Annotated in this window: 32 protein-coding genes; 6 read left to right on the top strand and 26 right to left on the bottom strand. The window is 60.9% G+C overall.

Annotated elements, in window-relative coordinates:
- Positions 1–4 precede the first annotated feature (4 nt).
- Together PWG15_RS12560 and PWG15_RS12565 are read left to right on the top strand one after the other, a co-directional pair.
- A complete protein-coding gene (locus PWG15_RS12560) occupies positions 5–313 on the top strand; it encodes a zinc ribbon domain-containing protein (RefSeq protein WP_275020197.1) in 309 nt (102 codons plus the stop codon).
- Complete coding sequence (locus tag PWG15_RS12565; protein ID WP_275020199.1) at positions 310–621, top strand: hypothetical protein; 312 nt, start codon at positions 310–312, stop codon at positions 619–621. Before PWG15_RS12560 ends, PWG15_RS12565 begins: the two co-directional genes overlap by 4 nt.
- A gap of 18 nt (positions 622–639) precedes the next feature.
- Here PWG15_RS12565 and PWG15_RS12570 read toward each other — a convergent pair whose 3' ends face one another.
- From PWG15_RS12570 to PWG15_RS12660, 19 genes are all read right to left on the bottom strand, one after another.
- The gene (locus PWG15_RS12570; protein WP_342457052.1) at positions 640–891 is read right to left on the bottom strand and encodes a phage tail assembly chaperone; all 252 of its coding nucleotides are present in this window, start codon (positions 889–891) and stop codon (positions 640–642) included.
- Complete coding sequence (locus tag PWG15_RS12575) at positions 888–1,289, bottom strand: hypothetical protein (RefSeq protein WP_275020201.1); 402 nt, start codon at positions 1,287–1,289, stop codon at positions 888–890. Before PWG15_RS12575 ends, PWG15_RS12570 begins: the two co-directional genes overlap by 4 nt.
- A gap of 12 nt (positions 1,290–1,301) precedes the next feature.
- Complete coding sequence (locus tag PWG15_RS12580; protein WP_275020203.1) at positions 1,302–1,712, bottom strand: phage tail tube protein; 411 nt, start codon at positions 1,710–1,712, stop codon at positions 1,302–1,304.
- Between the two features lie 33 nt (positions 1,713–1,745).
- The gene (locus PWG15_RS12585) at positions 1,746–2,210 is read right to left on the bottom strand and encodes a hypothetical protein (RefSeq protein WP_275020205.1); all 465 of its coding nucleotides are present in this window, start codon (positions 2,208–2,210) and stop codon (positions 1,746–1,748) included.
- A gap of 1 nt (position 2,211) precedes the next feature.
- Positions 2,212–2,505: a hypothetical protein gene (locus tag PWG15_RS12590; RefSeq protein WP_275020206.1), complete on the bottom strand. Its 294-nt coding sequence runs from the start codon at positions 2,503–2,505 to the stop codon at positions 2,212–2,214.
- 1 nt (position 2,506) lies between these two features.
- The gene (locus PWG15_RS12595) at positions 2,507–2,836 is read right to left on the bottom strand and encodes a head-tail joining protein (protein ID WP_275020208.1); all 330 of its coding nucleotides are present in this window, start codon (positions 2,834–2,836) and stop codon (positions 2,507–2,509) included.
- Positions 2,833–3,276: a hypothetical protein gene (locus PWG15_RS12600; protein ID WP_275020210.1), complete on the bottom strand. Its 444-nt coding sequence runs from the start codon at positions 3,274–3,276 to the stop codon at positions 2,833–2,835. The genes PWG15_RS12595 and PWG15_RS12600 overlap by 4 nt, the downstream gene beginning before the upstream one ends.
- A gap of 81 nt (positions 3,277–3,357) precedes the next feature.
- Positions 3,358–4,386, bottom strand: coding sequence for a major capsid protein (locus PWG15_RS12605; RefSeq protein ID WP_275020212.1), 1,029 nt, complete (start codon positions 4,384–4,386; stop codon positions 3,358–3,360).
- 28 nt (positions 4,387–4,414) lie between these two features.
- On the bottom strand, positions 4,415–4,771 hold the full coding sequence (locus PWG15_RS12610; protein ID WP_275020214.1) for a head decoration protein: 357 nt from the start codon (positions 4,769–4,771) through the stop codon (positions 4,415–4,417).
- 4 nt (positions 4,772–4,775) lie between these two features.
- Positions 4,776–5,330 (bottom strand): hypothetical protein, encoded by a 555-nt coding sequence (locus tag PWG15_RS12615; protein WP_275020216.1) that lies wholly within the window; start codon positions 5,328–5,330, stop codon positions 4,776–4,778.
- Between the two features lie 24 nt (positions 5,331–5,354).
- A complete protein-coding gene (locus tag PWG15_RS12620; RefSeq protein ID WP_275020218.1) occupies positions 5,355–6,263 on the bottom strand; it encodes a S49 family peptidase in 909 nt (302 codons plus the stop codon).
- Entirely contained in the window at positions 6,260–7,981 is a 1,722-nt protein-coding gene (locus PWG15_RS12625) for a phage portal protein (protein WP_275020220.1), read from the bottom strand. Before PWG15_RS12625 ends, PWG15_RS12620 begins: the two co-directional genes overlap by 4 nt.
- Positions 7,978–8,214, bottom strand: coding sequence for a gpW family head-tail joining protein (gene gpW / locus PWG15_RS12630; protein WP_275020222.1), 237 nt, complete (start codon positions 8,212–8,214; stop codon positions 7,978–7,980). The genes PWG15_RS12625 and gpW overlap by 4 nt, the downstream gene beginning before the upstream one ends.
- An 8-nt stretch (positions 8,215–8,222) precedes the next feature.
- Positions 8,223–10,268 (bottom strand): phage terminase large subunit family protein, encoded by a 2,046-nt coding sequence (locus tag PWG15_RS12635; protein WP_275020224.1) that lies wholly within the window; start codon positions 10,266–10,268, stop codon positions 8,223–8,225.
- Positions 10,265–10,927: a hypothetical protein gene (locus PWG15_RS12640; protein WP_275020226.1), complete on the bottom strand. Its 663-nt coding sequence runs from the start codon at positions 10,925–10,927 to the stop codon at positions 10,265–10,267. Before PWG15_RS12640 ends, PWG15_RS12635 begins: the two co-directional genes overlap by 4 nt.
- 144 nt (positions 10,928–11,071) lie before the next feature.
- Positions 11,072–11,818: a hypothetical protein gene (locus tag PWG15_RS12645; RefSeq protein WP_275020229.1), complete on the bottom strand. Its 747-nt coding sequence runs from the start codon at positions 11,816–11,818 to the stop codon at positions 11,072–11,074.
- 170 nt (positions 11,819–11,988) lie between these two features.
- The gene (locus PWG15_RS12650; RefSeq protein WP_275020231.1) at positions 11,989–12,783 is read right to left on the bottom strand and encodes a hypothetical protein; all 795 of its coding nucleotides are present in this window, start codon (positions 12,781–12,783) and stop codon (positions 11,989–11,991) included.
- A 276-nt stretch (positions 12,784–13,059) separates the two neighbouring features.
- The gene (locus PWG15_RS12655; RefSeq protein ID WP_275020233.1) at positions 13,060–14,853 is read right to left on the bottom strand and encodes a DNA primase family protein; all 1,794 of its coding nucleotides are present in this window, start codon (positions 14,851–14,853) and stop codon (positions 13,060–13,062) included.
- A gap of 1 nt (position 14,854) precedes the next feature.
- Positions 14,855–16,084, bottom strand: coding sequence for a DUF7146 domain-containing protein (locus PWG15_RS12660; RefSeq protein WP_275020234.1), 1,230 nt, complete (start codon positions 16,082–16,084; stop codon positions 14,855–14,857).
- A gap of 83 nt (positions 16,085–16,167) precedes the next feature.
- Here PWG15_RS12660 and PWG15_RS12665 point away from each other — a divergent pair, with 83 nt between their 5' ends.
- Entirely contained in the window at positions 16,168–17,472 is a 1,305-nt protein-coding gene (locus PWG15_RS12665; RefSeq protein ID WP_275020236.1) for a DUF6161 domain-containing protein, read from the top strand.
- Between the two features lie 8 nt (positions 17,473–17,480).
- On the opposite strand, the gene PWG15_RS12670 is transcribed toward PWG15_RS12665, so the two are convergent.
- Genes PWG15_RS12670 through PWG15_RS12680 form a run of 3 tightly spaced genes read right to left on the bottom strand, consistent with a single transcriptional unit; the run spans position 17,481 to position 18,701 of the window.
- A complete protein-coding gene (locus tag PWG15_RS12670; RefSeq protein WP_275020238.1) occupies positions 17,481–17,804 on the bottom strand; it encodes a hypothetical protein in 324 nt (107 codons plus the stop codon).
- Positions 17,804–18,316, bottom strand: a complete 513-nt coding sequence (locus PWG15_RS12675; RefSeq protein ID WP_275020240.1) for a hypothetical protein — start codon at positions 18,314–18,316, stop codon at positions 17,804–17,806. The genes PWG15_RS12670 and PWG15_RS12675 overlap by 1 nt, the downstream gene beginning before the upstream one ends.
- A gap of 13 nt (positions 18,317–18,329) precedes the next feature.
- Positions 18,330–18,701 (bottom strand): hypothetical protein, encoded by a 372-nt coding sequence (locus PWG15_RS12680; protein ID WP_275020242.1) that lies wholly within the window; start codon positions 18,699–18,701, stop codon positions 18,330–18,332.
- A 98-nt stretch (positions 18,702–18,799) separates the two neighbouring features.
- On the opposite strand from PWG15_RS12680, the gene PWG15_RS12685 reads away from it, so the two are divergent.
- On the top strand, positions 18,800–19,846 hold the full coding sequence (locus PWG15_RS12685) for a hypothetical protein (protein WP_275020244.1): 1,047 nt from the start codon (positions 18,800–18,802) through the stop codon (positions 19,844–19,846).
- A 47-nt stretch (positions 19,847–19,893) separates the two neighbouring features.
- On the opposite strand, the gene PWG15_RS12690 is transcribed toward PWG15_RS12685, so the two are convergent.
- The 4 genes from PWG15_RS12690 to PWG15_RS12705 all read right to left on the bottom strand — a co-directional run bounded on the left by PWG15_RS12690 (position 19,894) and on the right by PWG15_RS12705 (position 21,204).
- Positions 19,894–20,073, bottom strand: coding sequence for a hypothetical protein (locus PWG15_RS12690; protein ID WP_275020246.1), 180 nt, complete (start codon positions 20,071–20,073; stop codon positions 19,894–19,896).
- Entirely contained in the window at positions 20,070–20,348 is a 279-nt protein-coding gene (locus PWG15_RS12695) for a hypothetical protein (protein ID WP_275020248.1), read from the bottom strand. The genes PWG15_RS12690 and PWG15_RS12695 overlap by 4 nt, the downstream gene beginning before the upstream one ends.
- Positions 20,349–20,352: 4 nt before the next feature.
- Positions 20,353–20,853 carry a hypothetical protein gene (locus tag PWG15_RS12700; protein ID WP_275020250.1) on the bottom strand — a complete coding sequence of 167 codons (501 nt, stop codon included), beginning with the start codon at positions 20,851–20,853 and terminating at the stop codon, positions 20,353–20,355.
- 141 nt (positions 20,854–20,994) lie between these two features.
- Positions 20,995–21,204, bottom strand: a complete 210-nt coding sequence (locus PWG15_RS12705) for a transcriptional regulator (protein ID WP_342457039.1) — start codon at positions 21,202–21,204, stop codon at positions 20,995–20,997.
- Between the two features lie 82 nt (positions 21,205–21,286).
- Here PWG15_RS12705 and PWG15_RS12710 point away from each other — a divergent pair, with 82 nt between their 5' ends.
- Positions 21,287–21,982, top strand: a complete 696-nt coding sequence (locus PWG15_RS12710; RefSeq protein WP_275020252.1) for an XRE family transcriptional regulator — start codon at positions 21,287–21,289, stop codon at positions 21,980–21,982.
- Between the two features lie 406 nt (positions 21,983–22,388).
- Positions 22,389–22,625: a hypothetical protein gene (locus PWG15_RS12715; RefSeq protein WP_275020254.1), complete on the top strand. Its 237-nt coding sequence runs from the start codon at positions 22,389–22,391 to the stop codon at positions 22,623–22,625.

Below are 22,625 nucleotides of genomic sequence, written 5' to 3' on the forward strand. Positions count from 1 at the left end.
CGCTATGGAATTGTTGGTTATCTGGATAATCTGCGGCTTTGTGACCGCGATCATCGGAGCTTCAAAGGGACGAAGCTTCGCTGGCTGGCTTATGATCGGCCTGCTTCTCGGAATTTTCGGCATCATCCTGGTTGCTTGCATGCCAGCCGTTGCCAACGACGCGCCAAGAACCCAACCGCAATACTCCGCCATCCGGGAGGAACCCCGCCTAGAGAAGAACTGCCCTGACTGCGGCGAAACCATCCTTGAAGTTGCGAAGGTATGCAAACACTGCGGCTACCGCTTCGACCATACACAGGCGCTCAAAGCATGAAGGGATTGATCGCTATATGCGTTGCGCTTGCCGTGATTTTGATCGTTTGGCTCGGCGGCATTCGCATCTTCGTCATTCAACCGATAGGCGCAATTCCAGAAGGCGTGACAGCGATCGTCGTCAACATCCGCGGCCTGAATTTCATCGACAGCCCGGATGCCTTTTGTGCCCGACAGGGTCAGCCCAACCTGATTTGCCGAGGCATGAGTGCGGCGCGCGTAGCGCAGGAGGGCACCGTCGTTCTCCGGCTCCCCTATAGTCAGGCGCTATACGATCTGAGCGGCGCGCCAGACTATGGACCCCAGTAGGGCGTGACAGGAGACGGGTTAGCCCTTCCGCGCCCCGATCACCTGGTGATTGGGATTGGTCTTCAGCGAAGGACGCACCCCATAAGCGGCCGCGGCGCGACGAACCTCCTCGCGAGAGATAAACGGCGCACCGCTGAGTTTCCCGGTAAGCCCCTCCAGTGCCATCTCAAATTCGGCGGCCGTCGCCTTCCAGAAGACTTCCGGCGACCAGCCGAGCAGCTTTGGAGAGGTGGCGACGCGAAACGCCGTCTTCAGATGGCCAGAGATCAGGAGGGGCTGACGGGCTTTCCCAGGACGGCATCCGACGCGATATCGTTCGCCGTCCGCTCATCGCGGCGGATGCGCCCCGCTTCGATATGGCCGGCAAGCGCGACCTCCACCGCGTCGCGCCAGCTTGCCTGGTCGGCGATCGAGATGTTGCTGTCGTCGAGGATCTTGGCAACCAGCGCGTCGAGCTGGTCGGCATCGTCAACGACAATCAGGCAGCGCACAGCACAGGCAACAGCCTTCGGCTCGAAGCCGAGGAGCCGGGCATAGATCTCGTCAATGGTTTTGGCGCCAAGCGCCTGAGACAACCGGGCAAGGCCCGAGAAGGTGACGGCGATGCGGAAGTCGATGGCGCCGATCTTGACCGACGCCTCGCCACGGATGGGATTTGCTGTTTCCACTGTCCGCCTCCGTCACACCGCCGGAACGAAGGTAATGACGCCGGTCATCGCCGCGCGGATATCCGCCTGAAGTTCGTTCGTCTTGTCGCCGGAGAACGTGATCGAAAGGAGCGCATCTCCTTCGAACGTGCCGACGCCCGGCACGGTCACCTGGTACTCCCTGACGACCTGGTTGATGGCGTCTGCCGCAACGTCCTTCATGACGGCGCTGCTGACGAAAGCGCCCTGTCCGCTGAAGCGGATGGACTGGATGCCGTACATCAGCGCGAGGGTGAGTTTTTCCCCGGGATCTGTGCAGTTCGGCTTGGTGATATCGATCTCCTCGTTATTGATTTCGAGGGACCGCTGTTCGGTGATGCAGGCAAGTGTGAAGGCGCCCGCAAGCGCAGAGCGGGCAAGGGTAAGCTGACGGCCGAGAGCCATGGCAAAATCCTCTGTTTGTCGTGAGGGGAAGCGCTAGAGCGCGAGCTGCTGCGGATCGGCGGCAAGCGTCTTGTAGTCGATCCGGTAATTGAGCGTGCCGGCACAGAGAGAGGTGCCGGTCTGCGGGTTCACGTAATGCCGCTCCGATTCGAGCAGAGCTTCGATCACGAGGCCGTCGAGTTCGATGGCTGCACCCATGGCCGCTTCGATCTCGACGCAGATGTCGTCGAACTCAAGCTCCGGATCGTTGTCGCGAAGATGGACCACGATCGAGAGCGGAAGACGACGATCGTAACCGTTCTCCCCATTCGGGCCCGAGCAAGGGCGGAGATCGGTGACTTCGTTGCTGTCCGACCATGTCAGTGTCAGCGCTGGCAAGCTTTCCTGCTTGATCGCTCCCTTGCGACCACGAACGACCTTGTCGGCATCGGAGAAGCGCTGGATGGCGACTAGCCGGGCCTTAACCGCATCGAAGATCCGGGTGCGAACGTGCGCCATCTCAGGCGATCTTCCTGCCCAGGTCGCGAAGCGCCTGACCGAGGATCTCGACCGAATAGCCAAGCGCCACGATCTGCTCGCGCGTCTTATGGTCGGCAAGGTGGCCGACGTCCGAGCGGATCGCCGAGCGCAGGCGCGACGGCAACTGCTGCCACGGCCGCTGGGTCATGGCGCCGACGGTCTTGCGCGCGGCACTCTTTTTGGCGCTTTCCTCAGTTTCAAAGAGCGCCTGGCAGATGTCCTCGATCGGGTTGATCGTGAGCGTCACTTCGGGCGCTGCCTGTTCCTGTTTCATGTCAGATATCTCCTGAAAGCGAGAGCTTGAGCATGGCCCGGGCGTCGTCGCTCACGTTGATGATGGGATAGGTCACGCCGTCGATCGCAACCGTGTCGCGCTGGCTTTCGAGGCCGGGAACGTCGGTCGCGGCAACGGAAAGAACATGCGTGGTGCCTTCGACCGCCTGGTCCGCTTCGTCGACCAGATCGACCCCGCGCCAGACGCGGAAGATGCCCCGAACAGCCTTCGGGCTGACGACGCCGGCGATAGTAAACACGGCATCGACGCTACCGAAGGCCTTCGCGAACTTCGGCCCCATGCGGGCGAAGATTTCGGGGCGCCGCGTCATTTCGTGATCAATTTTGCGACGTCGGCCTCGAGGGTCTTCACCTGACCCTGAAGAGCCTTGACCTGATCGGCGAGGACCTGGTTGTCCTTGCTCAACTGGTCGCTCTCGGTTTCAAGGCCCTCGTTCTGCTTCTGCAGCGCCTTGCTGTTCTCGATCGCCGTGTCTCGTTCGGCGGTCAGGCGGTCGACCTTGCCGAGCAGGTCGTCCCGCTCGCTGGTGAGCTTGGTGAACTCGTCACGGATTTTCGCGAGATCGGCATTCGAGGGCGACGGCCCTTCGGATACTTCCGGGCCGCCGGTGTAGTCGCCGAAGTTGATGCGAAGGTTCTTCACCTCGTCCTCGGACAAGCCGCTGGCGCCGACCGGGACAGGCTCACCCGGCTTGTAGACCTTCTTACCGAGGGTCACGGTAACATTGAACTGCTCTGTCTTCTTGCTCATCTGAGCCTCCAAATTCCGTCACGCTCCGCCGTCGCGAAGACGGCGGAGATGATCCGGGATGCTGTGGGTTTCAGGGATGGATCAGCGGACCAGCGCGAAGAGGCTGGCGTCGGGCTCCGGCATGATCGGCAGCGGGGCCGACTGCGTCTGCACGATCGTGCGCGACGGGTTCTTTTCCTTCCACATGTCCGGGAAGCGTTCGAGGGAGATCAGGGCGTCGTTGTCTAGAATAGCGCCATAGGCGAAGTGCCCCAAGAAGCCGAAGGGATCGAAGATGCCGACGCCGAACGAAGGCCAGAAGTTCTGCTTTGCCCCGCCAGCCGTGTAGGGCTGCGAATACTGGATGAAGGTCAGCTCGCCGATCGTGCCGAGAACGGTGTAGTACTTGTTCTCCGCGCCGGTCGAGACAGGACCAAGCTGCATGATGCCGCCGTCCTGGCGCCGGTTATCCAGCATCTCCTGGAAGCGAGGCGACTTTTTCAGGAGACCTCCGGCGCCCGGGCCCAGCAAGACTTCCCGAGCGTTAAAGCCGCCGGTGTCACCCAGCAACTGAGCCCACTTTTCAACGTCGTCCATCGGATCGACACCGGCCTCGCCCCAGCGGGCCGCTCCGGCGAGCGCGATCGTCAGCGCCGCATCGCGACCGTAGGCAATCGTCTGTGTCGGGTAGTCCTCGCCCTGCACGACGACCTGACCGGTGCGCAGTGCCTGCGAGCACATGAATTCTTCACGGCGGGTGATGCGCTGATCCTGGTCGTCGATGATTGTCGCGAGGTTGTATGCATAGCGCGACGCCGGCGTGTCGCGGCCGCCAATCGGCTCGCCCGGGATGCGGATCATGTTGCCGCGCGGACGCAACGTGTTCTGCGGCTTCACATAGGCGGGCGTAAAGCTGGTCGCCTTGAAGCCGCGGTTGGAGGAGTCCTTGCCCGGAACGTCCGGATGTACGAACGGAGCGAGTTCGCGATCGGGCAGGATTTTATCAAAAACGATCTCTTCCATGTCGGAAAGAACGGTCGTCGAGAAGTAGCGGTCGCGCAGGAAGGCCTCTGGCCGATCGCGAGGCGGCAGAACCTGAATGAGTTCTGCAGTGTTGAGAAGCATATCCATGTGTCAGGAACCTTTCAGGTCTTTGCCGTCACTTCAGCGTGCGGACGTAGAGCGGTGCGCCTGCCTTGCGGAAAGCGGCTTCTACGGTCGCGGCTGTGTGGCCAGCGCCAAGGATGAGTTTCGATGCATCGAGGCCGGCGCCCGCATAGGCGGGTGCAACGACGTCACCGGCGGTTGCGTCGCAGTCGATCGCGAGCACGAGGCCCGGCGTCTGCGAGCCGTCGGCTGCGGCCGAGGCGGACAGGATGTACTTGTCCGAAGCGGTGATGTTGCCGATCACGGCGCCGCGCTTCAGGTTCTGGCCGCTGGCGATCGTGATATTGCGGGTAACGACAGGCACGTCGGAGACGAGCAGATCGTTCGGGGCGAAGGTTGCTTCAGCCATTGGGTCAGGCTCCCTTGCGGTTACGGCCGTGGATGGCCTTGATGGTGTTGCCGATGCCGGCGATGACGGCCTGGCGCTCGGTAGTCTTGCCGCCGCCAGGGGTGCCCGCGCCGAGTTTCGGGGTCTTGCCCTTCATGCGGGCGCCAAGGCTGGAACCGCCACCGCCAGCAGATGAGAGCAGCGCGCCGGCTTCCTTGGCCGAGTAGAACTTCGAGCCGAAGGCCAATTCGTTCGCCAGGCCGGGATTGCTCTCGGCTTTCGGGTGCGTAAGGATCGAGCGGATGCGGCCCTGTTCAGCGCGACGGATCGCACTGGCAGAAGTGGTCTTGCCTTCGTCCGCCTCGTCCTCGTCGGTTTCGGCAGAAGTGTCTTCTTCCTCGGCGTCGGCCTCAGGGTCCGTCACGTCATCTTCGGCAGAGGTTTCATCCTCGGTGCCTTCGGCGGTTTCTTCTTCTTCGAATTCTTCCGGCCGTTCTTCTTCCAGCCGGGAGCCCTTTTTGCCGCTAATGGCGGCGAGCACGCTCCGCGTGAGCGCGCTAGTGCGCGTCAAGTTCGACATTCGTCGTCTCCGTATGATGGTGGGTTAGCCGGCTGTCCGGCTCAGTTCCGCTTCGAAGGCCGCAAGGACCTGCGAAGGACGTGCAACCGCGTCGGCGAGGCCGGCATCAACCGCCTTTTGTCCGCGATAGACCCGCGCCTCGGTGGCGAGCGCGGATTGCTGGGTGAGGCGGCCGGCGCGGAAGCGCGCAACGGTCGCCGCAAATTCGACCCGAAGCTCTTCGAGCTCGGCGAGTTCCTGTTTCAAGACATCTTCGGGGATGGCCTGATAGGGATTGAAGTCGGCCTTGTGTGCGCCAGCAGAAAGTATCGTGACGTTCAGACCTTCCTTTGCCAGCCAGGCGCTCATGTCGACATGCATGGAAATGACACCGATAGAACCGCAGATCCCGGTCTGAGGAATGACGACCTGTCGGGCCGGCGATGCACACAGATAACCGGCAGAGCAAGCATGATCGGTAAGCACTGCGATCGTCGGCTTCATCTGCGAAAGCTCGAAGATCTGCTCGGCGCAATCGAAGGCGCCAGTCACCTCGCCGCCAAAGCTGTCAACCTCTAGCACCACCGCCTTGACGTCGGCCCTCTCCATGCAGTCGCGAACCTGAAGCGAAATCGCTTCATAGCTCGTCATACCGCACGACTGGCCGATCCACTTGCCCTTGTTGACCAGAGAGCCCTCGATCTCGATCAGCGCAATGCCACGTTCGGACAACATCTTGGGACCTTTGTAGACGTCGTCTCCCCAATAGTCCTTCGCGTCCCGCAGCTTCTCGCCGATCAGGCCCATCTCTTCGCCACCCGCCACATGCGCGGCAACATCCGGCGCACCGAGGACCCGTGGCCCGAAGGCACGGGCAATGATGTCGCCCTTTGCAGGATGCAACATCAGCGGCGTACCGAACATGCGGCTGGCGATTTCGGGATAGTTCCTCATGCCGGCTTCCTTCTGGTAATCGCAGGGATGCCGACCGGGTGACGGCGGGCAGACTTGCGGCCGTTGACCTCCTCCTCGGTATCCTCGCCGGGTTCGCGGTCATCAGCCGGGTTCGCTCGGGGACGCGGTGGAGCGTCGGTCGGCCCCATGGGCAAGCCCAGTTTTTCATAGAAGCTGCGCTCGCGTGCCCGCTGCAGCGCGTCCATTTTCCAGTCCCGACCCTGCTCTGCCGATTCCTGCTGGAGCGTCGTGAGGTTGTTTTCGATGCGCTCGCCGGCAGCCTGCGCTTCGCGCAACGGATCAATCCAACCACGGCCAGGGCCGATCCAATCCGCATGGCACCACGCCGCCGGGTTCTGGTCGAACCGAACGGCGCCGGCGGGAAGTTCGATCAGGCCCTTGTCGAAGATCTCCTCAAGGAACGCACGATAGATCGGGGCCATGAACTGGGCTGCAAAACCACCCTTCTTCGCCGTCAGTCCGCGCCAGATTTCGAGCAGGGCCGCGCGTGCCGACGAGTAATTGACGTTGCTCCAGTCCATCGTCAGCTGCTCGTAGGTGATGCCGATCGCGCTCGCGACTTTGCGCAGCGCAGCATTCACGAAGGCCTCAAAATTCGCATTCGGATGCTCCGGCTTTGTCAGGGTCGCTTTCTCCCCCGGCTGGAGCATGTTGACGCGAACGCCGGGAAGGTCGATCGGGGCGGCGCTGTAATACGCCTTCTGCGCGTCCGACATCTCGCCGTAGACGCTCGCGACTTTCTGGGCCGACACGTCTTCACCCATGGCATCGAGAAACTCTTCCGGATCGAAGGGCGTCTCGATGAAGGCGGCCATGACTGCGTTCAATGCCGCCGCCTGGCTTTCGAAGTCCTCATAGTCCGTCGACTGTTTGATCGAGCGTATGATGGGCGCCCAGTCCGAAACCCCGCGCGTCATGCCGGCGCGCTTCTGTTCGAAGGCATGAACGACGATCGGGCGGCCCCATTCGGTTTCGCGCTCGACATATTCCCACTGCCACAATCCGGTGTTGCCGGCGAAGACTTCGCCGGGATGCGACTTGCGGAAATGATAACCCTGCGGTGCGCCGTAGCCGTTGATCACGACCCCGTCGCGCAGGAACTCGTCATCCATGCGCCCGTTCGGGTTCGAGCACCGTGCCGGATCGACGACATGAACAGCGGTCTGGAACAACGGGGCGTTGTCGTGCCAGACGATGACGCCCATCGCCTCGCCCTCAGGGCCGAACCGCTGACGGGCGGCAAGGCCGAGAATACCGGCCATCGTTTTCGTCCGCTCGGCATCGCACCACTTGTCGACGTCCTGCGTGTAATCGCGCCACAAGGCCTCGATCCTGTCGGAGATCGCATCGGCTTGTTCGAACGTCATGTTGAGAGAGACGTGGTTCGGCCTGGCGGCAAGCGTCCAGCCCGAACCGATGATGTTGTCAACGAGACGCGACGTACCGGCAGCACCCCAGCCGTCATTGCGGGCGACGTCGTTGAGACGATCGACCAGGTCGACGCGGTTCCACGACAACGCCGACTGGCCCGACCAGGTGCCCGGCCGCCATTTGGCAAGCGCCGGATGATCGCTGGCGGCACCCTGGTAGGCGGTCGACGCCATCATCCGGTTCTTCGACATCTGCACGCGGGCGGCCGCGCGCATGGCATCAGGCAGCGGCTTGTCATCCGGGCCGTAAATCGCAACATCGCTCATCCGAAGATCACCCCTCGGCTACGGGCCCGACCCATTCGACGCTGGCCAAGCTGTGCCTCAAGACTGCGCACGTACTGGCGCAGGTTCCCGGCATTGGCGGCGACATAGGTAATCGCCTCGCCGTTATAGTTCAGGCTGACTTCCGCGCGCCCGATCTCCAATTGGTGAAGTGCCTCGCGCGCTTCTGCGAGCCGCGCCTGCAGCACGGCGCTTTCCTGTTCGGTCAAAGCCATCTGAGATCCTAGCGATTGTTGCGCTGGCGAGCCCGCTCCGCACGCGCAAGCGCGGCGGCGAGCCGCGATGATGCTTCGGTTGGCGCCGTTTCTGCCGGCGTTACCGTTTTCACCTCAACCCGGTTGAGATGGTCTTCGAGGTCACCTTGCTGCGGCGCTTCGATCCGGCCGAGGCGGTCGGCGATTGCGTCCCACTCTTCGTCCGTCCAGTACGGCACGCCCCAGCGATACGCACCGGCAAGACTCTGGTTGAGCATGTCGATGATTTCGTTGCGGCGACCGTCGAGAAGCTTCCAGACATAGCGGACATGACCGCTACGGGTCTTCTTCTTTTCGGGGACGCGCGCTTCCGACGTCGCCTGGTGAAAGAAGTCGTCACCGAAACCGCGCGCGAAGCGAATGTAGCCGGCGCTTTCGGGATCGGTCTTTTTGTAGTCGCGATAGAGCCGCAGCTTGAACGCCGAGGCATTGAACGTGAAGAAGCGTGACGACCACTTCTGCTTTTTCGGCTTGCCGCGCCTGTCGTACTCTTTCGTCTGCACGATCGGCGGCGCGGCGTCTGTGTTGCCACCGCGAACCATGATGACGCGAGATTTCGGATGCTTGCGAACCCAGTTCCACACGTCGTCGGTGTATGCGTTGCCGTCGATCGCGAGACGATCGGCCAGGCGCTTGCGGCCCAGCTCATCAGTCCATTCCCGCTGCAACAGCTTGTCGAGCGCTGCCCGAACCTCAGGCTCCGAGATGTGGCCCGAGTGTTCCTTGTAGCCCGGCAGGTGACTTCCCGCCCGATTGTCGACCACGCCGTGATCGATGACGGCGCGGTATCGATTGCGGCCGTATCCGACGAGTAGCCATTCGACACGATCACCCTGAACGTCGAGACCGATTACCAGCGCAAGCGCTTCTGCCGGTACAACACCACGGCGGAAACCCTCTTCCTCGGCACGGTCGCGCAATACTTCCCAATCGACCGCTTTATTATCGGCCTCATAGGCGAGACCGAGCCAGTCGTTGAAGAACGTTTGATCGGCACCGGCGCCATTGTCCCGCTTCTCCGGCCCGCCCGCCTGCAGCGAGAGCCACTCGCGCGCCAGGTTTTCCCAGCGTTCGAACGGCGAATATGCCATCCAGATCCGGAATGAGCGATGGCGACGCGCCCGCTCGGGATACTTCGCAATCCACTTCGCGCCGTTCTCCGGCCGCACCATCCATTCACGATGATGCTCGTGGATCTCGCAGCCGCAACCGATGCAAACGAAGTGCGCATTTTCCGGATGCTCGGGATCGATGTGATCCCGCATGTTTTCCCAGCGCAGCCCCTGCAGCTCACTGCAGTGCGGGCAAGGAACGTAATAGCTCTCCTGCGTTCCCTCGCGATAGTTCGCCGTGATCTTGCATCCCGGCTCGACCATCGGCGTCGAGATCTTGAAGACCTTCGCGTTGAAGAAGGCCTTGCTGCGACTGTCCGCCTGGGCTTCCGGGTCGCCGGCCTCGTTCATCTGCCACTTGGCAAGGTCGTCTTGGACCTGCTTTCGCGGCGAGATCATCGACAGGCCTGCCGGCGAATTGGCGCCGGCCGCCTGGATGGCGCCGCGTCCGTCGATGCGCTCCTTGTAGAGCACCGAGTTGCTGGCATCACGGCTGTTCTGCGAGAACAGCTTGGCGACGGCCGGCATCTCCCGAACCAGCGGCATCAGTTTCGTCTTCGACCAGCGGGCGGCGTTCTCTTCCGTCGGGTGGACGTAGAGGAAATCGCCGGGCGCCATGTCGAGCGAGCCGAGCGTGAAGATGTTGGCGCAGATGGTGCCACCGATCTGCGCCGACTTCGCCAGGCTGACGATATTGCACGGGTCCTCTGGCGACAGCGCCTTGAGGATCTCCGAGAAGAATGGGACCAGGTCCTCGTTGTACGGGCCGGGATGGTCCGTGATGCGTTCCGAGAACACGATGTTCCGCTTGGCCCAGTCGAGATAGTCGACGGTTGGCGGCGGCTCGCAGATCTCGGCAAGAACGTCCAGTGCAAGCCGCGCCGGGTTGAAGAGCATCGTCATGGCTGCGCTTCGTCCTCGACATGCTCGGGTAACTCGGCGGCAGCCGTGGCGAAATCCTTTGAAGCGTTCAACCGAGACTGGCGGAACGCCTTGAGCAAGGCGTGCATCGCGTCGTGCATGGGAACGCCGAACTCGGCTGCCATCACCTTCGCCATGGTCGGGATGCTGAGCTCCATCACCTTGAACGCTTCGACTGCCGTCTTCACGATCTGCCGGCGTGCTTCCTCGGCCAGAACGTAGCGGCCGACTTCGAGTGCCTCTTCGCGCTCCAGCTGCGCCGTCTTGATCTGCTGCTGGCGAAGACGTTCGGCCGCCAACTTGTCGGCGACGTCGTCCTTGATCAGCAAATCCGGCTCGTCCGGAAACGACGATCGCGGAGCCATGGGAGACCGCACCCGTCCCGACAGATCCATCGCGGACTGCCGCATGGGTGTGTTCAACGCCGCCTGGCCATTTGCACCGAAGCGCTGTGACGGCTCCAACGTCTTCTGCAGCTGGCGCTGCGCGATGGCCGGTCGAATCTTTGCCGCCCTGCCCTCACCTTCGAGCGCCTCGCCGTAGATCTTGCCTTCGGCGATGTATTGCGAAATGCGCCCGGCGCTCACGCCAATGTGCGCGGCGAAGGCACCCTTCGTCATCGTGTCGAGAGAGACGTTCATTTTAGGGTTCGACTTTAGCCGCGCTCTTTAGTTTAGGCTCTGACTTTAGGCTTCAAAAAGTCGCTCAGACTGGGCAACCGCCGCGGTGCCAAATACCCGTAGGCCAGACTTCGCCAGGAAGGACCCGCGAACCGGGTTGACCGGTCATCGGGCCGTCCGAACCGCCCTTTCGAAGGCGGCGGCGAAGTGATCGTGAATGTTCGCAGTCACATAGCGCTCGACAACCTCGCGAAGGTGTAGGCGGACGCGGTACGCGCTCTGCGACACGAACAGTATGACCGGGAAGATCGCCTGTGTGGTCGGGTCTCGTTGGTAGACGCCCGGAAAGAGATGGCTCGGGCGTTTCGCGGCGAAGAACCGCGCGTTCTTGTAGTTCTTGTTCCGCTTGACCGATTTGTCGGAGCGGACGCGGGTAGCACCAGCGCCCCGATAATCGATCTGCAGGTCCGCCATGACACGGTTGAGAAACCCTTGCGTCATGTTGCCATATCGATCGAGAGGCGCGCGCTTGGCAGGAACGGCGACTTCGTTGCGCTTCATGGCGCCTCGGTCGATCAACTGCCGCTCAAAAGCCTTATGCGTGCGCATCCCGCCTTCGATCTGGGGTCCGAGGAACGCAGTTGCCGGCAACCCGCCCTTGGTTCGATCGCCAGTCACCACGACAGCGGCCTGCAAGTTCTGCCTGGTCGCCCTGTCATAGACCACACCACGCTTGGCATAGGGAGTAGGCCGATCAAACACGCGATCCATCTCGCGTTGGACTTCCAACCGCCCGCCCTTTGCTGTTTCGTTCAGCGTCAGCATGATCGCGTAGGGCAATTGCTTGCGCTCGACATCGCGCAAAGAACGCTCGAAACCCGACAGATCGAACTTGATGTGTGCGTCGATCATCGTGCGCCTGCCTTTGCCGCCATTACAGCGGCGGGGTTCATGGCCGCCTCCATCATCTGGAAAAGCAAAACCCGCCGAGCTTGCGTCCAGCGGGTTGAACCTGATCTTTTTTACTGTGGGCAAGCTATGTCAACTTTCTGCCGCGCGCAACAACATGCAGAAATTTCTATTTATCCAACGTTGTCAGTTGCTTGCGCAATTCCGACAGTCAAATTCCATGGTGCACGGATCGGGCGGAATGGCACCAGTTCATGCGAAGCGAGGCACTTCGGAGCCGAAAGGCGGAGGTGCAGCAGTTCAAGAGCAGACTGCCAAAGCTGCCAATCGAGGCGGGAAAGGATGTCGCCGCGGATAGAGCGATCAAGGCACCACTTGCGATAGGCGCCCTTGAAAGGCCGCTGGCGACGCTGGTCGAAGCCATTGTCTTCATACTCGTAGATCTTGCCGGTGCGATCCTTTGCCTTGCGCATGACAAACCAGGCCGGCTTGCCCCGATGCGAGACCATTACCGTCTTCGGGCCATCTGCATGCCAGGACGGACCACGGCCAAGCACAGCCGAGGTGACGACGAGGGACAGGATGTGTCGGCCGCTTAAGCGATCGGCGCGCTTGCGCTGCTCGGCAGCCAGCTTCTCGACCGCATCGGCGATCAGCCCCAGCTCATCGGACCAATCAGGGACAGGGTTCCACCCATCCGCAATCTCGAAACCCTCATGCGCCAACGCACGCACAGCATCACCAACCACAACCGCATCCGGGTTCGGCTCACCCTCGTAAACGAAGTTCGGGATCGCGCCGTAGACGTTCGGACTGCGGTCGACCATCGTTCCGAGTGCCGCCATCTCCAGCATGCCGCTCCAAGCGACGCTGTATCCTGGCCCAGCGTAAGTGCCGTCAGAGCCAACCTTGCCGAGTTCCTTCGTAAAAGCCCAGGTCAGGAGAGCTTCGATGGTTATTTTCTTCATCTTCAAATCCTTCTGACCAGTTCTGACCAGTAGATGACTAGTTGAATGTAGGGTTTTAGATATAGAAATCAGTTAGTTAGATCAGTCTGACGAGTTTACGTAGCATCACCCATGCTTTTCCCTCCGAACCTCCCCAACCCCATATATGTGAACGTGCGTAAACTCGTCACAACTCATCATCCCCATTGTTTTCATTGAATTTTCCGCCTTTGAGAATTCATCATCAACTCGTCAGAAACTGGTCAGAACTGACCCGGAATGAGGGGTTACGGGGAGCTATTCGGGCCACCGCTCGTCATGAGCGAACCGGCCAGGCGGTGGCTCGCGTGCGCCAGACGGCACGTTCTTGAGCCTGATGCCGTAGTAGACGACGCCGGTCGCGGTTCGCTCCTTGCGGAACTTCTTCGACATGACGCGGCCGAAGGCCGTGACGTTCATGGGCTTGCCGCCCTGGTCGACCGTGTCGTCGCAATAAGCCTGATAGAGGTCCTTGCCCTGTAGCTGGTCGGCATTTGCGTCCCGCTCGATGCATCGGCCGACAAAGCCCGCCGTGCGGTCCATGTCGTCGCGATACTCTTGCGTCGCCTTCTCGACCGCCTCCGGGATCACGAGGCCTTCGCGCAGGAAGATGTGCACGCCCTCAATCAGCCAGTTGAGGATACCGGGATGCTCGGGCTCGAACGATGACACGATCTCCTCAAACTCGCGCCGGTCCTCTTTGGCGATCTTGTTCGGCCAATGGATAACCGCCATGCGTCTCCAGATACCATCGTCGGTGCCCGTGATGCGGGGATAGCCGTTACCGCTCATGATGGCGATGAAGATTGGCAGGAAGTCGGTGTAGCCTGAGAAGAGGTCGCGCGCGGTGATCGTCTCGCCGCCCGTCAGCTCCTTCACGAGGTTCTCGCGAAGGTCCTCGCCCTCGGGCAACTCCTTGACGCGCAGGAGGCGCCGGCCATGCAGACGCGCAAGGTCAGGGCTGGCACTGCCGGATGATCCGCCTTCGCCGATCAAGCTCGTCGCCGGCAGCGTTACCGCGACATCGCCGAGCAGTCGGCAGAGTGTTTCCATGTAGACGGATTTGCCGTTGGCACCGTCACCGTAATGGAAGAACAGATATTGCACCGTGATGCCCAGCAGGCCGAGGCCGGAGCTAACCTGCACCAGGCGGCGGACATCCTTGTCCGGCAGCTTGCTGTCAATGAAGGCCATCCACTTCGGGCACTTCGCTTCCGGCCGGTATCGCACCGGAACGATATGGGTGATCATATCCCGTCGACGATGGCCCGGGATAACCTCGAGCGATGAATCTACGCAGGCGTCGATGTATTCCGGTGCATCCGGCGTCTCGCTCACACTTCTGTGACGCGGGTTCTTCCGCCGCTCGGTTTTCCGGTGAAAGACCAGCGTCGCATTCTGCACCGCCACCATCATCCGGTTTGCGTTGAAGTCGTTCGGCGAGCGCATGATATGCGGGGCGGCGCAGGAGAGCGCCGCCTGCATCTTCGCCACGTTCTTCGAGGTCACAGCGTGGTCGAGCCGGCGCTTGACGCGTTTGCCATGCGCCTCCTCGGCCTTCTCGGCCGCGATCGCGAGCCGTTTTTCCGTCGGGTTGCGATCCTCTTCCGGTTTCTTTCGTGCCTCGATCGCCTTGTCGATGAACATCTGCTCAAAGGCGTTCGGCTTGATGTAGGAAACCTCGCGAGCAATCCGATCGCCGAGCCGTTGAGCAATGGCCGTCGCCTTCGGCCCGCCATTGGAAACGTCCCAATGCGAACCGGTCCAGACGGCGAAGGCCGGCTGTTTTGCCTTCTCCTGCGCCAGGACGATGAAGTCCGTGCCGAAATGCGTGATCAGCCGCTTGCCATTGTCGGTGTCGGAGTGATCAAACTCGGCGCAATACTCGACGGCCGCTTCGTCCGGCTCCAGATCGGCCGATAGGTGAGCCGGCGGCTCGTCCGAAGGACCAAGAGGGGTTTCGGGGTTTTCAGGCTCCCGCTGCGCGGCGAATTCTTCCAGTTTTTGCGCCACGTCCTCAGGGAGGGTCGGTCGCTTCTTCCGTTCCGCCACGTCAATACCTCGTCATCAATGCTGAGAAATCCATGCCGACCGGTGGGCACCAGGTCTCGATCGTCCGGCCGTCTCGGGCCAGGCGCTTTTCGGCGCGCACCATCGCGGCCGCGGTAAAGATCGCTTCGCTGTCGCCGTCGGCGAGCAGCACGAGCTCGGCGACGTGATCAGCCACCTGCATGGCTTCATCGGGCGCCTGGTCGGCCTTAGGGACCGACCCCGCCACCATCACGCGCCTTTGCTTGCCTTTTTTGTCCGCCTTCGTCAGGCTCGGATGCGCAAAACGAGATTCCGGATCAGCCGGACCGGTCAGGTTGCCGAGGTCGCCGGCCGCGAAATAGAAGGTGTCCTGCCGGAACCGCTCGGCGCCGGCGATAGCAAGGCCGTTCTCGATGCCTTCACCGCCAACCCATCGCGTCGACGACATCAGGCCGAAAAGCGGGATCAGGGAGCCGCGTTTCGTGCCTCGCATCTTTTTCGTCGGCAGAGGCTCACCTTTGGCATCTTGGCCAAGATCCGGCCGAAACTTCGGCCCGTGGTTCATGTCGATCCATGTCTGGTGGCAACCGGTGACGTGCCCTTCCAGGTCGACGAAGGGCGCGACCATCGCGACGCCGACATGACGCGCGATTTCATGACCGCGATCGTCGCGTCCGTGCCAATAGGTGCAACGCCCATTGCTGCGCAGATAAGCGAACACCTCGGCCGGCATATCGTAACCGGTGCGTGCCTTCAGATAGGCGGCAACATCCGGATGCGGCTCGGCCGAGGCATTGAAGAAGATGCCGCGCGACTGCTTCACCTCGCGTTCGCGGTAGGCGTTGTCCTGCTTTTCGCGATCGGCGGCCGCGGCTTCGTTCTTCGCCTTCTGCGCCTCGATCCGCTGGCGCCGCTCGGCAATCTGCTCCTCGGTCTCGCGCTCGGCCTCATCCGGCAGCGCCTTGCCCAGAGCTTCGGCGCAAGCAGCCAGAAAGCCGGCGCGCGACCGCACGTCGATATGCCCGGCATGGGCAACGAGGCTGATCCCGTCTTTGCCGCCGATCCCGCAGTTTCGGCAGTTCCAAGCGCCCTTGATGCTGCTGATCGCAAACCGGTCCTTGCCCTGACAAACCGGACACGGTCCCGCGTGATTGCCCTTGAAGGTCGGCCCGACGAGGCTGAGCGCGATGGCAGCATCAACAACGGTCACGCCGCGGGCTTCTTCGATGAAGAGATCGATGGGCGCGCTCATTGCATTACCTTCCGGAGCAGCTTGAAGCACGATCGGGAAAATGCAATCTGCGGGAGAAGAGGCAACCTTCGCGGGGAGCGGGAATGGTAGATATATCCGAGATCGGGCAAGTGCCCTTGGTATTGGATCGAGCAAAGTGGGAGGTGATCCAACACTCCTTTGCACGTCGATCCCTTACCTCGGGCGGCAGTAAGCCAGACGTAGAAGCGCAAGGGTGGTCGTCTGCTCAGAAGTCGCTGCATGAGCGAGTCTTGGCGCTGGTGCACACCCTTGCTTCGAGTTCGGGACACAAGTCGGCAGCGCAAGGTGTTGCGACCGCGCTTAGAAGATACGTCGAAGAGACCGAGGCCCACAGAAGTTATCAAATTACCAAGAACTCTGATGGAACCGCGACTTTGGCAGGAAGTGTCGCGATACTCGACAGCCGAGACATTGAACAACTTTCTCAGGAACTGATCGAAAATCCCACCCGCTTGCGGAGCAACCCTAAGTTCGTCGATGACGCTATTGCTTCGGTCGTTCTCGCTTACGTCGAAGCCTTTCCGGGCAGAGGAACTCGCTTCAACTTTGATGGACACGCAGAACTCACGCTGGCGTTCCAACGCGCGCTGGCCCGATCGGAAATCTTCAACGTACAAGCCGAGGAAGAGGGCTCGAGCGTTTCGGAAATTGGCAAGATGAAGCTTCAACAGGCTTCCATCGAACAAAAGGTAGATGCCGCGAACAATGAATATGCGGAACTTAGGCGAACGCTTGATGCGCTGAGACTTGAAGAGCGCACGGTGACTGAGCGCGTTGCCAAAGCAATGGAGAACATCGAAAACCTCGATAACAAGGTCGATTCTGCATATCAGTCGTTGATCGAGAGCGTTGGTCTCAGAGAGACCGATAAACTCTGGCAAGAAGAGGCGAGGCGTTCCAAGTCTGAGTACTACTACTCGCTGTACATAATTCTTGGAGCGTTCATATTCCTCATTTTGTCGATAATACTCGGATCCGGCTACATTCTCGATGTCATTAAAAACATTGAAACGACTGCGGCGAGCCTGTCGCAAAACAACCAACATATAGCGGCCACCGCCTCGATAATCGGTCGAGTGGTAATCCTTACGCTCCCCATCGGCCTCATCGTCTGGGCGATCAAAATCGGTGTGCGCTTTAACGTCCGCTCCATGTTGTTGATGGATGATGCAAATCATCGCGTGGCGATGTTGAACACGTATCTGTTCCTGATCAGACAGAACGCGGCAACAATCCAAGATCGCGGCGCAATCTTGGAGGCGCTCTTCCGCCGAACGCCTGGCCATGGGCCGGACACGGTGGAAGCCCCCAACATGACCGATCTGATGAAATACGGCACTCAGATTGATAAACAGGCCGCGGGCTGACGATCTCATTACGCCCCCGCCATGATTGGGCGACGCTCGGCGCCGGCAAAGCGGAGCGGCGCCAGATCGTGATCGCTGGCCGCCCGAAAGTGGCCGCAGCGATCAAGGGACATGAGCGCAAGATAAAGCGGATGGCGGCCGGGCATCGGCCAGAACAGGCGGCCAAGGCTGATGAAGGCAGTGCCCTCATGCCAGCCGAGCAAGCCATACAAGGTGCTGATCAAGCGGATGCGGTTGAAGTTCGTTTCGACATCGATGCCGAAGGCTTGAGCCGTGCGGATGCATTCCGGCCGCGACGGCGCAACGACGAGGAGGATGTTCGGCCGCTCCATCACGCCGCCTCGCGCCAGCGGGTGAGCGCAGCTTCACCCTTGAGCGTCAGGCGCAGCACAGCCGGAACGCTCATACGGCCCTCGCGCAGCTGGTCGACATAGCCGCCATCGCGCATCTTCTGCAGGATCGACAGCATGGCCTTCTGGCGCAAGCCGATGGCGCGCGAAAGATTGGCATAGGTCACGGTGACGGTCTTGTCGTCGCCAGCCTCGATGTGACCAAGCAGCGCGATGCGGTACTTGCGGGCGAGCGTGCTGCGGTTCTCAACCGCCGCCTCGTCCTCGGCCTGGGCGCCACCCCGGAAGGGATTGTGGTTGAAATTGAGCACGATGGCGGAGCGGACAGCAGCGGCCGGCACGCGCATCATGTCGGCGACATCGGCAACCGCGATCCCGGCTTCAGCGGCCAGCAGGCAGAACTCGGTACGCTGGTAGGGCTCGAAGCGCGCGAAGTTGGCGGCGGTCACGAGACCCGGCTCGAAGAAACCTGTCTTGGCGACTTGCTTTCCCATGGTTCGGTTCCTTTCAGGTGAATTGCTGGACGAGGTTCGGGCGGGTAGCGGCGGCCGGCGGCGGCATGCCTGGGCGTTCGGGTTTGGCGACATCAGCGCCGCCCTTCCGCTTTGCAATCCAGGCGGAGAGGCCCTGCCAGTCGTCGTCGGAGAGGAAGACGATGCCGCCGAACATCCGGCGCTCACGCCAGGCAGATTCCTGCGCCGACGCACCGAGACCGAACCAGGCGCCGACGCACTTCGCGCCATTGGGAAGGCGGAGAATTTCGACAGGGTCACTAACGACGCGGCACCACTCCGGCGCATTGGTCGTGGCGCAACCGAGCGTCTCGCCGAGGGCGCGCTCCGGATTGTTGGTGATGATGAACAGGCGGATCTGGCTCATTTCGTCCCACCCAAACCTGTGGAGGGTAGTCGGGCAGACGCTGCTAAACGCTCAGTTGAATGATAGCTTTCAAGAAACAGGGGGCGAGGATAGTCGCAGTGCAAGAAATTGAGCAAAGCCGCCTTGGCGGGGATGGACCAAGAATTAGAGCCGAGACCTGGTTCGCTCTTGCTATTGCAAGCTTCATCATCACCATTTCGGCAGGAGCGTTTTTCGCCCTTTGGGTGTTCGATGCGGGCTCCGACGCGCTGATGGTACAGCGCGCCCAGGCGTTTACGCCGTTCGGCGCTGCCATGTTGGCTATCGTCACTTTTTGCACAGTTGCCTGGCGCGGGGTGCTGAATACGACTCAACTGCAGCAAACAGGCGAACAGCTGAACCAGTCTCGTCGGCAAAATGATGCGAAAGACGATGAGAACCTTGCGAAGCTGCTTATGGACGGCACGACGCTCATTGGTGAGGACAAAGAAACGCACATACTTGCCGGCGTTGCCGCCTTGTCCGCAGTAGTCTCCTCGCCCAAAGGCACATTCGCCCCCCAGGCGATGGACATCCTGGGGGGCGTCGTCAGATCCACGTACAATCTTGCAGATAAGCGCGATCTGTTTGAAGCTGCGAAGAGTGCAATGGACCTGGGCGTCGAATTGAAGCGCTATGGCACCCGTGATCTGGTCATTGACGTCTCTGGGGTTCAGGACAAGAACGGAGTGGCTATCAACGGCCTTCGCTCCATCAAGTATGTGGGTGCGAGATTCAGGCGCTGGCAGTTTGAGCAGTTTAAGAAGCCGTCGTCCGTACAGTTCAATTCTTGCCGATTTACTGACATCAGAGAGGTCAAGGTCGACATAAGGCAAAGCGGTTGCACGTTCGTCCGCTGCAAAATCAAGTCGTTTACAGAATTGACTATTTCTTACAACGAGTTTGAAGATTGCGACTTCTCCGGAGCAGTGCTTCGCCGCCCCCCCCGAACAGGTCGCCGGGGAGTGCCGTTCGCAAATCTGAGCGGCAAAGGGAACTTCTTCCGGGATGGGGAGGCGCCACAGGGCAGTGACGATATCGACTGGACTACAATTCTCACTGTCGCGCCGAAAACCAACAACGACGATGAACCTACCCTGCCCCTGGATGACCGAGTAGAAGCTTAACCAAGCGTTAAATGGATGCGGGAGCTCTCGCGGGGTTAACGGCATCATCACTGCGCCTTTCCGTCCATGAGGTCGGCAATGCGCTGCATGCTCGCCTCGACGTCGGCGCCATCGCGCCAGGCTTTCACCGTCTTGCGGATGGCGCGCAGAAGCTCCTTCCGCTGAAGGCCCTTTTCGGAGCGAAGGCGATCACGATCGCGGCGGGTCTGATGATGCGGATCGTTCATCGCGAGCCCTCCGCCTGCCATGGCGGCGTCACGCCAGCGATTGCATAGATGGCATCCGCCTCGTCGCGCAGGCGGGTCAGCGTCGAGAGGTTGTAGTCACCGGAGGCGAGCCCTCCGGCCGCGATAGCGTGCCGCTCGTCAGCCATGGCAAGCGCCTGGGCAACAGGCACCCTGCCCTGCCCTTCGCAACGCGGACACGTGCCGCTGATCCAGCCGAGCTTCCCGGCGCCCTTGCATCCGAGGCAGATGATTTTGATGACACGAGCCTTGGACATGGTCTCAGTCATCCTCGCCAACGACGCGAAGACCGGTGCGCTCGCCGCCCTTCGCCTTGATGGAGGCCAGCGCCGCGCGCATGTCGTTCATGGCGTTCTGCATGGAGGCCGCGATGCGGTCGATCGTCTGCGCTTCCGTCGGCGTCACGCGGCTGTCGGCAATTGCCATCGCCATCCCGTTCGCCAGCTCCGCTGTGTGCCGCAGCAGCTCGGAATGCGAGGCCATGACACAGACGTCAGCCACCCTGTCTTCGCTGGGATCGGAGAGACGGCGACCATTCACCTCGGCGAGAGCGCTGGTGACGAAAGGCCGGCCGCAATCACTCTCGAGCGCGACGACGGCGCCGAGCGGCATCAGCGTCGGGTCGTTGCCATCGTTCCACCGGCCGACCGTGCTCTTGCCGTAGTTGAAACGGGTCTCTACCCGCTTGATACCGCCGCAGGCCTCTATCAGGTCGCGTTGCGCCGCCTTCACGCGGAACATCCATGCTTCGGAAACGGACATCGGAACTCTCCAGTTTAGACAACGCAAAGGCTTCCCGCGCCGGGAATTTCCGGCGGGCTTTCCCGTGGTGGGAACGGTTCGAAAATGTGAATTTCAGTTCGTCAGCAGATCACGGGGGACCGCATGGCCAGGACAGCACCATCATTCAGCAGCCTCCGAGGGCGGATAGAAATCCGGCCGAAGTTCGTGACGCGAGACACCGCTGATGCGTTCAACGGAAAGGACACGGTTCACCGGTACGCGCCGCCATTGAAGAACAGCCGCCGGAGTAATGCCGAGTTTTCGCGCCAGTTCGCTCGCGCTTCCCACGCGATCGATCGCCAACGCCAGTGAAGGGTCAATCGTCATCATGCGCAGATATAAGCAGAACTTAGAAAGTTACACAAGTGATAATTACATAGACCAAGAAGGCGCAATTAAGCCAGTTATAAGCATGGCTAAAGGCGAACTCGCGATCCAAATCGGAACTGCTATCAGGACGGCGCGCAAACGCCGCGGCCTCGTCCAGCGCAACATTGCCGAGCATTTGGGGATTGATGTTGCCGCAGTCGGCATGTGGGAAGGCGGGCGCAATCTTCCAAGCACCGAGAATTTGCTAAGCGCTGCGCTCTTTCTTGGTATCAACCCGGTCGCCTTGGCCCGCGGCGAACTCGTCTACATCGATGGCACCGACGATCTCGCCGACGCCGAAATCATATCAGATCCAGCGCCGCCGCCGACTGGACCGATGGATGTAAAGCTGCTCGGCGTCAGCTATGGCGGCGATGATGGAGACTTCACGTTCAATGGCGAAGTCGCCGGCTACGTGCGCAGGCCGCCTGGCATCGCCTCATTGCACAACGTTTTCGCGCTGCACGTGCTGAGCGACAGCATGGTCCCGCGCTACGATCCAGGCGACATCATCTACTGTGGCGGACGCGACGCGGTACCCGGAGACCATGTGGTGGTCGAGATGTTCGGAGAAACCGAAGATCAGCCCGGCAAGTCGTTTATCAAGAGGCTCAAGCAGCGCACGACGAAGGAAATCATCGTCGACCAATACAACCCTGCCAAGGAAATAACCTTTGACCGGTACCAGGTCAAAAACCTTTGGCGCGTGATCCCACTGAAAGAACTGCTTGGTTTCTAAGAACCTCCGCTTCGGCGCGCATCCTATCCGCATCGTGGTTGAAGTACACCTGAACCGACACATTCTTTCCGGGCAGCCCGCTCTCACGACACGCTGAGCAACTGAATTTCTTCGCAACGACGGATAGCGCTGTGTGCAGGGTCACGCCGTGGCAGAGCATCTGTTCCGGTGTCCGCCACCGGTTGCGCCCGCAGTCCGCACACTCAATACCTAGCCGACTGGCCTGCCCCAACAAAACTCCCGCTGACATCGTCGCCGCACCTCACGTTCCCCATCTGTTCGCATAATTGATTCTTTACGATTGAGAGTCCAGAGCGAACCGACCTAAGTTTCGCTTATAATTTTCGCTTGCTAGTAAATGTAATTATCGCTTATATCTGTGAGCCTCAAAACGGAGGCTCCCGATATGATCCGAATTCAACGCCATTCCGAAACTGCCGCCGCCAAGATTGCCGCGGCACCTCGCTGCATTCGATCACTCGAAGAACGCCTGGCCGACGACATGCGCGAACTGGCCTTCTCCGGCCAGAACGCCAGCATCGAGACCTTGCAGCAGCGCGGCTGGTCCGAGCCGACACTGAAGCGCCTCCTGCCTGAAGCCGCAAAGATCGCGCGCCGTCAGTCCGTCCGCCAGGTCGCCTGA

The organism is Ensifer adhaerens, from assembly GCF_028993555.1.
Taxonomy (GTDB): Bacteria; Pseudomonadota; Alphaproteobacteria; order Rhizobiales; family Rhizobiaceae; genus Ensifer; species Ensifer adhaerens_I.

Bases quoted from the DNA above. Each gene is read 5' to 3' on its own strand.
- PWG15_RS12610 (WP_275020214.1), bottom strand. From the start codon at position 4,771: ATGGCTGAAGCAACCTTCGCCCCGAACGATCTGCTCGTCTCCGACGTG.
- PWG15_RS12640 (WP_275020226.1), bottom strand. From the start codon at position 10,927: ATGAACGTCTCTCTCGACACGATGACGAAGGGTGCCTTCGCCGCGCAC.
- PWG15_RS12660 (WP_275020234.1), bottom strand. From the start codon at position 16,084: ATGAGCGCGCCCATCGATCTCTTCATCGAAGAAGCCCGCGGCGTGACC.
- PWG15_RS12665 (WP_275020236.1), top strand. From the start codon at position 16,168: ATGGTAGATATATCCGAGATCGGGCAAGTGCCCTTGGTATTGGATCGA.
- PWG15_RS12650 (WP_275020231.1), bottom strand. From the start codon at position 12,783: ATGAAGAAAATAACCATCGAAGCTCTCCTGACCTGGGCTTTTACGAAG.
- PWG15_RS12645 (WP_275020229.1), bottom strand. From the start codon at position 11,818: ATGATCGACGCACACATCAAGTTCGATCTGTCGGGTTTCGAGCGTTCT.
- PWG15_RS12715 (WP_275020254.1), top strand. From the start codon at position 22,389: ATGATCCGAATTCAACGCCATTCCGAAACTGCCGCCGCCAAGATTGCC.
- PWG15_RS12635 (WP_275020224.1), bottom strand. From the start codon at position 10,268: ATGACGATGCTCTTCAACCCGGCGCGGCTTGCACTGGACGTTCTTGCC.
- PWG15_RS12565 (WP_275020199.1), top strand. From the start codon at position 310: ATGAAGGGATTGATCGCTATATGCGTTGCGCTTGCCGTGATTTTGATC.
- PWG15_RS12560 (WP_275020197.1), top strand. From the start codon at position 5: ATGGAATTGTTGGTTATCTGGATAATCTGCGGCTTTGTGACCGCGATC.
- PWG15_RS12585 (WP_275020205.1), bottom strand. From the start codon at position 2,210: ATGGCGCACGTTCGCACCCGGATCTTCGATGCGGTTAAGGCCCGGCTA.
- PWG15_RS12680 (WP_275020242.1), bottom strand. From the start codon at position 18,701: ATGAGCCAGATCCGCCTGTTCATCATCACCAACAATCCGGAGCGCGCC.
- PWG15_RS12600 (WP_275020210.1), bottom strand. From the start codon at position 3,276: ATGAGCAAGAAGACAGAGCAGTTCAATGTTACCGTGACCCTCGGTAAG.
- gpW (WP_275020222.1), bottom strand. From the start codon at position 8,214: ATGGCTTTGACCGAACAGGAAAGCGCCGTGCTGCAGGCGCGGCTCGCA.
- PWG15_RS12690 (WP_275020246.1), bottom strand. From the start codon at position 20,073: ATGAACGATCCGCATCATCAGACCCGCCGCGATCGTGATCGCCTTCGC.
- PWG15_RS12605 (WP_275020212.1), bottom strand. From the start codon at position 4,386: ATGGATATGCTTCTCAACACTGCAGAACTCATTCAGGTTCTGCCGCCT.
- PWG15_RS12620 (WP_275020218.1), bottom strand. From the start codon at position 6,263: ATGAGGAACTATCCCGAAATCGCCAGCCGCATGTTCGGTACGCCGCTG.
- PWG15_RS12695 (WP_275020248.1), bottom strand. From the start codon at position 20,348: ATGTCCAAGGCTCGTGTCATCAAAATCATCTGCCTCGGATGCAAGGGC.
- PWG15_RS12595 (WP_275020208.1), bottom strand. From the start codon at position 2,836: ATGACGCGGCGCCCCGAAATCTTCGCCCGCATGGGGCCGAAGTTCGCG.
- PWG15_RS12580 (WP_275020203.1), bottom strand. From the start codon at position 1,712: ATGGCTCTCGGCCGTCAGCTTACCCTTGCCCGCTCTGCGCTTGCGGGC.
- PWG15_RS12590 (WP_275020206.1), bottom strand. From the start codon at position 2,505: ATGAAACAGGAACAGGCAGCGCCCGAAGTGACGCTCACGATCAACCCG.
- PWG15_RS12625 (WP_275020220.1), bottom strand. From the start codon at position 7,981: ATGAGCGATGTTGCGATTTACGGCCCGGATGACAAGCCGCTGCCTGAT.
- PWG15_RS12615 (WP_275020216.1), bottom strand. From the start codon at position 5,330: ATGTCGAACTTGACGCGCACTAGCGCGCTCACGCGGAGCGTGCTCGCC.
- PWG15_RS12710 (WP_275020252.1), top strand. From the start codon at position 21,287: ATGGCTAAAGGCGAACTCGCGATCCAAATCGGAACTGCTATCAGGACG.
- PWG15_RS12670 (WP_275020238.1), bottom strand. From the start codon at position 17,804: ATGGAGCGGCCGAACATCCTCCTCGTCGTTGCGCCGTCGCGGCCGGAA.
- PWG15_RS12705 (WP_342457039.1), bottom strand. From the start codon at position 21,204: ATGATGACGATTGACCCTTCACTGGCGTTGGCGATCGATCGCGTGGGA.
- PWG15_RS12700 (WP_275020250.1), bottom strand. From the start codon at position 20,853: ATGTCCGTTTCCGAAGCATGGATGTTCCGCGTGAAGGCGGCGCAACGC.
- PWG15_RS12675 (WP_275020240.1), bottom strand. From the start codon at position 18,316: ATGGGAAAGCAAGTCGCCAAGACAGGTTTCTTCGAGCCGGGTCTCGTG.